This window comes from Methylosinus sp. RM1 (assembly GCF_011378635.1).
Classification (GTDB): domain Bacteria; phylum Pseudomonadota; class Alphaproteobacteria; order Rhizobiales; family Beijerinckiaceae; genus Methylosinus; species Methylosinus sporium.
In genome coordinates this window covers 1-11227 of record NZ_WOVC01000063.1, presented here as the reverse complement: position 1 = coordinate 11227, position 11227 = coordinate 1, and the positions used below count along the sequence as shown (strand labels likewise).

15 protein-coding genes are annotated in these 11227 nt (G+C 63.6%); 9 read left to right on the top strand and 6 right to left on the bottom strand.

Translation table 11 applies throughout. The annotated features are described in order from the left end of the window. Positions 1 to 207 precede the first annotated feature (207 nt). The gene (locus tag FMZ75_RS22300) at positions 208 to 540 is read left to right on the top strand and encodes a transposase family protein (protein WP_370464767.1); all 333 of its coding nucleotides are present in this window, start codon (positions 208 to 210) and stop codon (positions 538 to 540) included. A gap of 13 nt (positions 541 to 553) precedes the next feature. Beyond that, entirely contained in the window at positions 554 to 904 is a 351-nt protein-coding gene (gene yidD / locus FMZ75_RS20270; protein ID WP_108915590.1) for a membrane protein insertion efficiency factor YidD, read from the top strand. On the opposite strand, the gene FMZ75_RS20265 is transcribed toward yidD, so the two are convergent. Next, positions 868 to 1701 (bottom strand): hypothetical protein, encoded by an 834-nt coding sequence (locus tag FMZ75_RS20265; RefSeq protein WP_166145874.1) that lies wholly within the window; start codon positions 1699 to 1701, stop codon positions 868 to 870. The two genes, yidD and FMZ75_RS20265, sit on opposite strands and share 37 nt — an antisense overlap. 122 nt (positions 1702 to 1823) lie before the next feature. Continuing rightward, entirely contained in the window at positions 1824 to 2282 is a 459-nt protein-coding gene (locus tag FMZ75_RS21785; protein ID WP_246729148.1) for a hypothetical protein, read from the bottom strand. Between the two features lie 137 nt (positions 2283 to 2419). On the opposite strand from FMZ75_RS21785, the gene FMZ75_RS20255 reads away from it, so the two are divergent. Beyond that, complete coding sequence (locus FMZ75_RS20255) at positions 2420 to 2791, top strand: helix-turn-helix domain-containing protein (protein WP_166145871.1); 372 nt, start codon at positions 2420 to 2422, stop codon at positions 2789 to 2791. Between the two features lie 2 nt (positions 2792 to 2793). After that, positions 2794 to 3639: a DUF6456 domain-containing protein gene (locus tag FMZ75_RS20250; protein WP_108915323.1), complete on the top strand. Its 846-nt coding sequence runs from the start codon at positions 2794 to 2796 to the stop codon at positions 3637 to 3639. Here the strand turns inward: FMZ75_RS20250 and FMZ75_RS20245 are convergent. Beyond that, the gene (locus FMZ75_RS20245; protein ID WP_158271721.1) at positions 3634 to 3780 is read right to left on the bottom strand and encodes a hypothetical protein; all 147 of its coding nucleotides are present in this window, start codon (positions 3778 to 3780) and stop codon (positions 3634 to 3636) included. The two genes, FMZ75_RS20250 and FMZ75_RS20245, sit on opposite strands and share 6 nt — an antisense overlap. A gap of 222 nt (positions 3781 to 4002) precedes the next feature. On the opposite strand from FMZ75_RS20245, the gene FMZ75_RS20240 reads away from it, so the two are divergent. Next, entirely contained in the window at positions 4003 to 5784 is a 1782-nt protein-coding gene (locus FMZ75_RS20240) for an ABC transporter ATP-binding protein (protein WP_166145868.1), read from the top strand. A gap of 84 nt (positions 5785 to 5868) precedes the next feature. On the opposite strand, the gene FMZ75_RS20235 is transcribed toward FMZ75_RS20240, so the two are convergent. Both FMZ75_RS20235 and FMZ75_RS20230 read right to left on the bottom strand, forming a co-directional pair. After that, entirely contained in the window at positions 5869 to 6168 is a 300-nt protein-coding gene (locus FMZ75_RS20235) for an addiction module antidote protein (RefSeq protein WP_166145865.1), read from the bottom strand. Positions 6169 to 6172: 4 nt separating this feature from the next. Beyond that, entirely contained in the window at positions 6173 to 6469 is a 297-nt protein-coding gene (locus FMZ75_RS20230) for a type II toxin-antitoxin system RelE/ParE family toxin (protein WP_166145862.1), read from the bottom strand. Positions 6470 to 7172: 703 nt separating this feature from the next. On the opposite strand from FMZ75_RS20230, the gene FMZ75_RS20225 reads away from it, so the two are divergent. The 3 genes from FMZ75_RS20225 to FMZ75_RS20215 are packed head-to-tail and all read left to right on the top strand — an operon-like array spanning position 7173 to position 9295. Beyond that, positions 7173 to 7436, top strand: coding sequence for a hypothetical protein (locus FMZ75_RS20225; protein WP_166145859.1), 264 nt, complete (start codon positions 7173 to 7175; stop codon positions 7434 to 7436). A gap of 13 nt (positions 7437 to 7449) precedes the next feature. After that, positions 7450 to 8406 (top strand): GNAT family N-acetyltransferase, encoded by a 957-nt coding sequence (locus FMZ75_RS20220; RefSeq protein ID WP_166145856.1) that lies wholly within the window; start codon positions 7450 to 7452, stop codon positions 8404 to 8406. A gap of 37 nt (positions 8407 to 8443) precedes the next feature. After that, a complete protein-coding gene (locus tag FMZ75_RS20215; RefSeq protein ID WP_166145853.1) occupies positions 8444 to 9295 on the top strand; it encodes a hypothetical protein in 852 nt (283 codons plus the stop codon). Positions 9296 to 9387: 92 nt separating this feature from the next. Here FMZ75_RS20215 and FMZ75_RS20210 read toward each other — a convergent pair whose 3' ends face one another. Next, entirely contained in the window at positions 9388 to 9777 is a 390-nt protein-coding gene (locus FMZ75_RS20210) for a hypothetical protein (protein ID WP_166145850.1), read from the bottom strand. A 193-nt stretch (positions 9778 to 9970) separates the two neighbouring features. Here FMZ75_RS20210 and FMZ75_RS20205 point away from each other — a divergent pair, with 193 nt between their 5' ends. After that, on the top strand, positions 9971 to 10342 hold the full coding sequence (locus FMZ75_RS20205) for a hypothetical protein (RefSeq protein WP_166145847.1): 372 nt from the start codon (positions 9971 to 9973) through the stop codon (positions 10340 to 10342). Positions 10343 to 11227: the final 885 nt, after the last annotated feature.

The window sequence follows — 11227 nt, the reverse complement described above, 5'->3', positions numbered from 1 at the left end:
AAGCCCAGGCGCACGAGCATCAAGCTCCGCAGAAAAATCGCCGGATGGAGAGACGATTATCTCGCCACAGCTTTGGGCGCTTCAGCCCGTTAACCCGGATTCGGAGCCCTGCCGGTCCCGCTGCGAGACCGGACAAAGCCGAGTCTTAAATCGTCAACGATTCGTTGACCATGTTGACGCGCCATAGTGACGGATTTCTTGGCTCATATGCGGATTGTGCCAGACCACCGCATCCCTGGGATGGTGACCTATCCGCTCGACGAGATTTTGCTGACGGCCCTTGTCGGCGTCGTCTGCGGGGCCGACGACTGGGACGGCGTCGAGGAGTCGCGGCGGGGGCCTTGGATTGGTTGCGGGGCTATCTGCCGTTTGAAAACGGCGTCGCCACCGCCCAGACCCTGCGCAAGGTCTTCCGCCTGCTCGACCCGCTTCGCCGCCTGGACGGCCTCGGTGCGGCCGCTCGCCCGCGAGGTCGTCGCCGATCGAGCGCGAGCGCGACTTTCGGCCCGGTCAGTCCTCGGTTGTGGAGCGCGGGCGTGATAGGCTCCGCGTCATGCTCCGATCGCTTCCCGCCCGCGCCGCTCGCGCGCTCATTCTGCTCTATCGGCTCAGCCTGTCGGCATTGATCGGGCGCGAATGTCGCTATCTGCCGAGCTGCTCCGAATATGCCGATGAGGCGATTTCCCGTCATGGCCTCTGGGCCGGCGGCTGGATGGGCTTTGCGCGCGTCTGCCGATGCCGGCCGGGCGGCGGCGATGGATATGATCCGGTTCCGCAGACGACGCCGGAGGCGGCGCATCCGCTCGCGCCTTGGCGCTATGGCGCATGGCGGCGGCCGCCTGTCTGCGAGGCTGTCGAGGGCGGGGATCAGGACCGCGCCATCAGCTCCACGGCGAGGCCGTAGATGCGCAGGCGGACCGGCTCCGGCAGGGCGCGCAGCGCCTCGAGATAGGTCTGGCCGAGAGCGCAGGTTTTTTTGTCGTCGAAGGGCGGATCGGGCGTTTTGCCGTCGAGCAGCGAGTCGATCTCCGCCTTGCGCAGCCCGCGCGCGGCCAGAGCCTTCTCCAAGGCGCGAAAATCCTCCTCGCTCGGCGCCGAGCGCTCGAGCTGCTTGGCCTGGCCGCTGGCGATCGCCTCCAGGCCGACCAGCGCCATTTCCGCCACCAGCGCACGCCGCCGCGCGGCGAAACTGTGGAAATCCTGATCGACGCCGCCATAGAGAAAGGCGGCGCAGAGCTTTTTGTTCTCCGACGAAATGGCGCGCAGCACATCGAGCTGCAGATCGAAGACGCGGGCGAGGACAGAGGGCTCCGCTCGGGCGGCGAGCACGCCGCGCGCCTGACGTAGCCGGCGCACCGATTCGGCGAGATAGAAATCGACGCTCGCCGCCTCCGCGCCGGCGGGCTGCTCCTGCGAAAAGGAATCGATCGCGGCGGCGTAATCGGCCGGAAAGTCCTCATGCAGGCGCAAGAAGAAGGTCCGGTATTCCTCCGTGGCGGCGATCGCCCGCTCGACGCGGTCGCGCGCCGAAAGGAGCGGCTCGACGGGAGCTTCCGCGGGCGCGGCTTCGGCGAGCGGCGCGTCATGCGCCGCCTCGGCGAGGCGACGGCCGGGTCCGAGCGCCATCATCGTCAGTCCGAAGCCGAGACAGATCGCGACGAACGCGCCGGTCGCCAGAGCGAGCAGCCTCTCCAAGAACATGGTCGGTCTCTCGATTTGCCCACGACGCGAAATGGACCTTCGAACGCATCGACGAATGAAACCGCTTTTTAGCCCAAACCCGCCGGCCGACAAAGGGCGTCACGCGACACGGCGTCCCAGGATCACATGGCGGGGCGAGCTGAATTGTCTCCCCCCTCGCCCGTTTCTTTGCCCGTTCCTTTGCGGGACGCCTTGCCGGACGCCTTGCTGGACGCTTGGCGCGTCAGGCGCAGCGCGCGCGCCTGCTCGGCGCGATGGGCGACGAGAAGCGCGATATGGCGGGAGAGATCATAGGTCCAATGTCCGGCGCGGGCGCGTTCGGCTCGTAGCGCGCGCTCGAGCTCCTTCAGCACGGCGGCCTCCGCCTCCGGCGTCTCGGCGGCGATGGCGTCGCGCGACAGGCGATGAAACGAGCGCAGGAAGTCCTCGCGGCGATAGGCGCCCGCCTTCTCCCGCAGCGCGATCTGCAGGCTTTTGCGCGCTGCCGCGCGAAGGCGATCGCGGGCTTCCGAATGATCGCAGGTCTGGAAAGAATCTCGGGCCTGGAAAGGATCATGGGCAGATGATGTTCGACGCGGCATGGCGGTCCTCCCGCGCCGAGCATCGCCGAACGGAGAGAGACGAGGATAAGTTTTTTGTCCGTTGTATAGGATTAAATTCATGATAGCCTCATGAGAGTCGTCGGCCGAGAGCCGCGACGCCTGCAAGGCGAGACCAAATGCGCCCCAAACGAAACGCCGCTATCCGCACTTCCCCACTCTGCGTCGCCGCCGTCGCGGCGGCCTGCGGCGTCGCCCCGCGCGAGCTCGGCGCGCGCAGCCGCGGCCGCGCCCCTGTCGCCGACGCCCGCCATCTCGCTCTCTATCTCGACCACGTCGCTTTCGGCGCGAGCCTTTCGGCCTGCGGGCGCGCCCTGTCGCGCGACCGCGCGAGTGTTCGCCATGCTTGCGCGCGCATAGAGGATCGCCGCGACGACGCGAATTTCGATCGCGCGGTCGTCGCTCTGGAACAGGCGCTCGGCGCGCAGAAGCGCCTGCTCGAGGCGCTCGCTTTTTCTTTCATCTCGCATCCGACCGGAGAGGAGTCATGAGCATGAGCCAGCGGCATAACGACAATGACGATACGCGCGCGCTCCGCCGATTGTTGGAGGCGATGAGCGAGCCCGGCGCCGAGGCGATGACGGACCCGCTCGGCGCGCGCTCGATCGTCGTGGCGGCGCCACGCAAGGGGATCACAGTGGCGCGGGCGCGCCTCTCCCGCTCCATCGCCGATGCGGCGGCCGCGCGCGGGCTGGCGCGCTGGGAGGGGGCGGAACAGGCGCGCCGTCTGCGTTTGACGGAAGCGGGCCGCGCGCATCTCAGGCGCCTCGCCGCGCCCGCCGAGGCGAATCCGTTTTTCGCCCAGCACAGCGATCTCTCGCCGCGCATAATGGAGAAAGGCGCGCGCCCGACGCTCGTCGACGCAGGGGAGAGCCCGCTCGCCTGGCTCGCCCGCCGCAAGGATCGCGCCGGGCGGCCCTTCCTCGCGCCGGAGCAGATCGAGGCCGGCGAGCGCTTTCGCCGCGACGTCACGCAGGCCGCTATTCTCCAGCGCGTCACCGCCGATTGGGAGGCCGCGCTCGGCTCGGCGCGCGGCGGCGGCGCCGGCGCGAATATCGCCGATGTGGCGATCGACGCGCGCCGGCGCCTCGCCCGCGCCTTCGACGCCGTGGGGCCGGAACTCGGCGGCCTGCTCACCGACGTCTGCGGCTATTTGAAAGGGCTGGAGTTGGTCGAAAGCGAGCGCGGCTGGCCGCAGCGTTCCGCCAAAGTGGTGCTGAAAATCGCGCTCGAGCGGCTCGCACTGCATTATGGGCTGGCCGGCGAGGCGCGAGGGCCCGCCCGTGCGCGCGATGTGCTGCATTGGGGCGCTGAGGATTATCGTCCTACGATCTCATAGGCCGGGCGTCAGGCGGCATGGTTGACAGAGCCGCGCTTTGGGCGCATGAGTCTCGCCATATTGCAGCGCAATATGGCGCATCGCCCAGGCGATGCGGTCGTCATCTTCGAATCGGGGAGTCGCCATGATGAAATTCGTCATGTCTCATCGTTCCCCGGGCCGCGCCTAGAGAGTTCAGGCAGTGAGCCCGGTTCAAAAAATCCGGGCTGTTCTCTCTCGCGCGTCATCGCGCCGACACTGTCGGCGCTGACGAGTTTCTCTCGAAAGACATTCCGGAACGAGCCGCGACGGGGCGCTGGAGCCCGCGTCGCTTTCCTTTCGTCGCAAAAAGGGATCGGGGCGTTGGCGCGTCCCGCAGGATTCATGTCCGCCTATTTGAAAACGCTGCGCTTCGCGCTCCGCTATTGGCTGCTCTCGCCGCGTCTGCTGGCGGCGATGCTCGTCGCTCGCCTCGTCTCCAATGTCGTCGACGTCTTTGTGCCCGTCGCCTCCGGCCATCTCGCCGATGTCGTCGCCGGCGAGAGCCGCGAGCTCACGCCCGCGCTCTGGGCGCTCGCCGCGTTTCTCGGCACGGTGCTGCTGTTTCATTGCCTGCGCAATTTCGTCGCCTTCTCCGTCTGCCATGTCGCGGCGCATGGCATGGCGGCGCTAGTGCGCGAGTCTTTCGCGCGCGTGCAGAGATTTTCCGCCGACTGGCACGCCAACGCCTTCGCCGGCGCGACGGTGCGCAAAGTCACGCGCGGCGTCTGGGCGTTCGATTCGCTGACCGACACGCTCATCTTCGGCATGTTGCCGGCGGCGACGGTCATTGTCGCGATCACGGCGCTGCTGTCCTGGCGCTGGCCGCTGCTCGGCCTCGTCGTGGCGATCGGCATAGCGCTGTTTCTGGCGATGGGAATCGGGCTGTCGCTCGGCTGGATCAGCCCGGCCGCGCAAGTCTCGCAGGCGCTCGACTCCACGGTGAGCGCGCGGCTCGCCGATTCGATCACCGGCAATCAGATCGTCAAAGGCTTCGCCGCCGAGGGGCGGGAGGATGCGAGCTTTGCGGCGCTGATCGCCGAATGGCGGAAACGCACGCTCGTCGCCTGGTATCGCGGCTCCACCGTGGGGCTGCTGCAGGCGATCGTGATGATCGTCATGCAGGCCGTGCTGCTCGGCTGCGGGCTGATGTTGTGGTCGCAGGGCGGCATGACGACCGGCGACGTGGTGAGCCTCATCGGCATACAGGGGCTCATCAACGGCTATTTGCGCGACATTGGCGAGCACGTCCGCAATCTGCAGCGCGCCGTCAACGAGATGGAGGATGTCGTCGAATTCGACGCGCAGGAGCCGGATGTGGTCGACGCCCCCGGCGCGACGCCGCTCGTGGTGACGCGCGGCGAGATCGTCTTCGACAATGTGAGCTTCGGCTATCCCAATGCGCGCAGGAAGCTCTATGAGAATTTCTCGCTGACGATCAGACCGGGCCAGCGCGTCGGCCTCGTCGGCGCCTCGGGCGCCGGCAAGACGACCTTCGTCAAGCTGCTGCAGCGCCAATTCGATCTCGACGCCGGCCGCATTCTCATCGACGGCCAGGACATCGCCGCGGCGACTCAAGCCTCGCTGCGGCAGGCGATCGGCATCGTCGCGCAGGAGCCGATCTTGTTCCACCGGCCGCTCGGCGAGAATATCGCCTACGGCCGACCGGACGCCGCGCAATATGAGATCGCGGAAGCCGCGCGTCTCGCCCATGCGGATATTTTCATCGAGCGCCTGCCCGACGCGTATGAGACTCTGGTGGGCGAGCGCGGCGTGAAGCTCTCGGGCGGCGAGCGCCAGCGCGTGGCGATCGCGCGCGCCATCCTCGCGGCGACGCCCATATTGGTGCTGGACGAGGCGACCTCCTCGCTCGACTCCGTGTCCGAATTCCATATTCGCGCGGCGATCGAGCAATTGTCGGCCGGCCGCACGACGATCGTCGTCGCGCATCGCCTGTCGACGGTGCAGCGGCTCGACCGCATATTGGTGTTCGATCACGGCCGTATCGTCGAGGACGGCTCGCATGAGGAGCTGCTGCGCCTCTCGGGCGGCGTCTATCGGCGCCTGTTCGAGACGCAGGTCGGCGCCGGCGACTCGCTGGAAGAGGCGATCGAGAGGGCGGGGTGAGAGCCCCGCCCCTTCGGCGATACGAATTTTCCGTTATCGAAAATGAATTGCCGTCACCATGAAAAAATGAAAGCGCGACGCCGGTCACGGCGTCGCCGAAGAGGCCGGAATCAAAGCGATCTTGACGTTCAACGCGCGCAAGACCGCGCTGATCGTCTCGAACCGCGGATGTGAGCCGGGGGCGAGGGCTTTATAGAGACTTTCGCGTCCGAGCCCGGCGGCTGCCGCGACCTGCGCCATGCCGCGCGCCTTCGCGACTTCCGAAAGCGCTGCGAGCAAGACGTCGGAGTTTTCGTCCTCTGCGGCGGCCGTCAAATATTCTGCGATCGTTTCCTCGTTATCGAGATAATCGGACACGTTGAAGGCGGCGAAATTCTTGGTCATAGGGTCACTCCTTCAGCTCCCGCGCCAATTCCTTCGCGCGCTCGATATCGCGTCGCTGCGAGCTCTTGTCGCCGCCGCAGAGCAGCACATAGACGGTCGCGCCGCTTCTGACGAAATAGACGCGATAGCCCGGCCCATAGTGAATTCGCATCTCCGACACGCCTTCCCCGACAGGCACGCAGTCGCCGAAATTGCCATGCGTGGCGCTCGTCAGTCGCGCCAATATGCGGGCCTTGCCCTTTCGATCGACGAGACCGGAGAGCCATTCGTCGAAGGGCGATGATCGAACGAGCGTAAACATGTCCGACCGTATCCAAGTGGATACAGAAAGACAAGCTAGTCGCAAGTCGCCGCATGGCAAGCGGACAGTGTCGCCGGTGGACGCTGGAGCGGATCGACAGGCGGCTCGTGAGAGGACGTCCGCGGCCTAGAATGAGGCGGAGGAGTAGATTTGAGTGAGCTGGCGGAGAGGGAGGGATTCTCTTCTACCACTACTACATCGAGATATTTCAAGTAGTTGCTGGCCGCCCCGAGAAGGATTCTGTATCACTACTCTGTATCATCCCGCAAGAGGATTTCGATGCCGAATCCACAGCCCGGTTGCGCCGGCTTCGCGGTCGGGGCAAGGATCGACACACCGGTTCCTGAAGATCGTGTGAGGCAGAAGTCCGCAGCCGCGCTGGAGTCATGGCTGCGGCGTCAAATCGGCAGGGTGTCAAGCGATACAGGGACGCGGCGGACATGCGACGCGAGCGAGTCGGTTAGGGAAACGGGAAAGCCAACTCGAGCTAGGCAATATATATTTGTTTTAAATCAATGCATTGCGCCAGTTTATCGAGGACGCGCCTCCCCGCTATTAACCTGTTCCCTCTTTCGCCGTTTGCGCTAAACTATTTTTGAATCGATTCGCGCGTGCCGTGGGTTGTCAAGCATTATTATATCAGCCATACAGGCGGCGTTTTGCGCCTCCACGAGGCCGTTGTATCCACTCTAGGTAAAGTTCCATGTCTCTGACAATCGCCCAATTCAAGGCTGCCGTGGCAGCCGATCGGGAATTGCTGACTAGAATCAATAAGGGTGAGACGGCGGAGGGCCAAACCGCCGGCCTCGAGACCTGCGTTTCGTGCGGCATTCCGCTTCAAGAGAGCATCACCGGGAACCGCCATTGCGCCGAAGGTTTCGTTTGTAGCGACTGCTATTTCGACGATTTCGGTGAGGAACTGGATCGACACCCGATTGCCACACTGCGGGTCGTGCGCGGGGCGTAATTTGCACACATATTTGATCGGCGACGAGAGTGTTCGTCGCTACTTGGCCGATCTCGCCAACCGGCTGGAGCGGCTGGGAGAGGACGTTCCCAAGGTCTGGGCGACCCTCGGCATTTCCGGCGATCGGATCGGCGAGGAGCTGGTCGATCTGGTCGAAGGCTCTCGAGCCATGCCGGAGAAGCTGCTGCGGCTGGGGTTCGACCGCAAGACGAAGACCGTCGCCGTACGCGACGGAGGGACGCTTTCGGAAGTCACCGGCGCAAATGTCGTTCTCATCGACGCAGCGGTCCACTCGGGCATCAGCATGCGCTGGGCCGCCGACGAACTCGTCGCGGCGGGCGCATCGAGCGTCATGTCCTATTCGTTGGTCGTCAAGCGGACCACCGAGTTCGTTCCGAACTGGTTCGGCCTGCTCATCGAAGAACATGACCGACCCTACTTCCAGCTCGACCCGCTGCCCAACAACAGGTTTCGAAAAAAGGCGCCGTTCGGGAATCTGAGGCGCCTGCGCGAGGACGACGTCTTTCGGGATCCAGACCGCTTGGAATCCGAGGACCCATCCATCGGACACATCACATGGGGGGATCTCTGGTACCAAACCCAGACCCAGAGCTCGCTGGCCTACGTTTACGAGATAAACGGTAGGATCAAGGCCTTCGTCCATTTCAAGCTGCTGCCGTCTGGCATTCTGTTCCTCGACGCGATCGGTCGGGATCTCAGCATTCGGGACGAGCGGATCGGCGGCGTCCTCATGCGCTGGGTCGAGACCTATGCCCGGTCATCCAAATGTTACGCGATCGAGCTTTGGTCGGTCGAAAACCGCGTATCGTACTACATCGAGAAGAAGGGCTACGAGCGGATCGCCGACCAAGTGGAGATGCAGACCGGCGGCGGCGAAAAGCTGACGAAGTTGAGAAAACGAATCCTCTACAATATCAAGCCGATCGAACTGGAATTGGACAGCCGCTGAAACGAGTGAAGGGCGGCCCGTGAGCCGGCGCGCTGAAATGATGGACTTTGGAAGGTTTTTAGTCGCCGCAGTCGTCGCTGGCGCGTGGAGTTCGGCGGCGTCCGAGGAACGTCCGAACCCGAGCTTTTCCTGTAACCGGGCCGTCTTGCTCGACGAGATTGCGATTTGCTCGGACGCGAGACTCGCCGAACTCGACCGGATTCGGGCCGAGGACTTTCGTCGGGCGAAGCTCGCCGATCCCAAGGAGGCGGTGAAAGTCGCCCAGGCCACGTTGGAGGCCAGGAGGGGCTGCGCGAACGACCGTGTGTGCATACTCGACGCTTTGCGATATGCGTCCGATGGGTCGCCGGAGCCGAAATGGGTCGAGGGCTATCGGGGCCGTTTGGTTCAGGAGGTCGTCGCCGATGACCTCAGGCGTCGCTCCAGCGCGGCGGTCGGCAGGCGTGGATCGTTCGCGACCAGTTCGAAGGGCGTGCAGGCCACGCTGATGTCGATCGATGGGTTGGATACCGGCCACGCCTCGGCCACCGGCGTCGTAACTCCCGCTGACTTTCTGGAATACTGCGAGCGCGATCCGGGAGGTGAAACGACCCGGTACGGAGGCAAGCTCTCGATCAGGCAATGCGCTGACCGCGAGCGTATGGCAACTGGCGAACGAACTTTGTCTTCGAAGGCGGACTGCAAGGCCAAGACGGTCACGCTATGGGACGGAGCTTGGCGCTTCCTGAGCTATGATATCGGCATCACCTGGCGGGGCCCGAAGGGGGACGTTCAGGAGCCGTGGGCAGGCACTGCGGCGGCGGAGGCGCAATTCAATCTGCTCTGCCCCAACACCTTCGCACGCATTCGCGCGGACGCTGGTCGTAAATCTGAGGCGCCCTCGAGATAGGCGGACGCGCCGGGCAAATCGGGTTTTGAATGGACTTTCTCGCGCCCGGCACCTTGGACAGTCGCGTTTCTCGGGGGTTATTTGGTGGGAACTCATTTTGCCGGTTTACGAATGGCGTGGGCGTCCTTCACGCCGAGCGATTCCAACTCATCAAAGAAAGCTCGGTCGAGCAGTTCGGAAACTCCATTTTCCTTCCGGCCGTCGGGATATATGCGTCCCGTGGCTTGAAGAATCGGATGTTCGGGAGCGACCTCCTTGAGAATTTCGCGTAGACGAAGCGCGACTGTTTCCCAAGAAGTTCGATTGGCCTGTTCGAGGAGCAGGGCTCCTTCTAGTCTCTGATTCTCAGCCTTCCAAGAGGCGATTGCCTTTTCGTATTTCTGTTCCTGTCGGTCAGCACGGTCTCTCAGACCCATGATGGCGCCGACTTCTGCACCCCAAGACATCGGGTTCTCCATGGCGAACATTGGATTGCGGGACATTCAATCACTTGAAATCGGCGACTTCAATTGCCGCTGCGGTTCATGCTGAAGAAAGCATGATATCGCGGTGCGATCCGTGGTGGCGGTCAAACCAAAGGACAACGGCAACTTCAGAGCAAGCATCGTCGTGTTAAATCCTGTTCCAACTCCGTGTGTTTTCCACGCTTCCCGCAATGTCTCTAGAGGTCCCTCGATGTCCATGAAGCTCTTGCGCCGCCGCGTCGCGCTCGGGCTGCTGACGCCGGCTGTTTTGGCGGCTTTGTCGGCTCCGCAGGCGATTGCCGAATACCGCACCATCGTCGGCCACTGGGCAGCGGGTTCGCGGGACTGCTCGCGCGTTTCCGGCGGGCTGCACATACGCCCGATGAGCATCGAGGGAGATGGCGCGCACTGCCATTTCTCCAACGTACGACGCACAGGCGACACGGTCGTCTGGAACGGACGGTGCGACGCGTTCGGCGAGGAGTTCCCCGCCACCGTAACCGCGCGCTCCGCCGGTGGTCGCCTGACAGTCGACTTTAACGGGACCGATCGGCGCGGGCCGTTTGAGCGATGCGGGAGATAGCGATTTAATACGCTTCTACGGACTGAAATTGAAAGCCGGAAAAGTAGATTGGCATGCTCCCTGGATCGCTGATCGAAATCCACCGATGGCCTTACACAAAATCTCGATTCCACCGGCACGCATTGCAACAAAAAGCCTTCATCCAAATTCATGGAATTGATATCGCGAATCCATATGCTTGAGACAGTCTCCATGGTGCCATTTCATGCCTCGAGGAATGCCAGCTTTCGCGCCTGATGAGACCGCCGGAACAAGGTAGTGACAGCGCGAAAAAAAATGGCTCAGCGGCCCGTATTCGACGTCTTCCAATCGCTTCGGCGCCTAAAATTTCTGCAAACTTTTTTTCGTGGCAGGCCGATTTTTTCGATTCCGAGCCCGTTTTCGCTCGTCCCGAGCCGGATTTCGGCCTTTGGACCGCTGGAAATTTTCCCCAACGAGGGGCTCCTGCGGACGAAAATCGGACGCTGCGCGAATCGGCGCGAGCGCGCGCGAAGCGTCCCGAGCCGGCGCCGACGCGTGGCGGATCGCTCGGAATCCCTAGAGAATCATGGGGGACCACTTCTGCCGACGACCGGTTCGCGAGGACTCTGACGCTTCCTTGGTCGGAGCTGCGCGACGACTATTTCATCGCCTTCCGAAGGCTCGCGCTTCCTCTGCTCTCCGTTGTTCGCGAATCCCGGCTGGCTCGAACCGGAGACATGGCTGACCCGAGAGAACGTCGAGCGCGAATTCGCCAAGTTACGGGCGGCAACGGTGAGGCTGTTCGAGGACTGAGATCGTGTCCCAGAGCGTGGTGTAGCTGGATCGAGGCCGACACCGGGATTTCCGGCTATGGCCGGAATGGTCAGGCGGTCACGGCGGACAGCTTGACGATCGGATCATCGC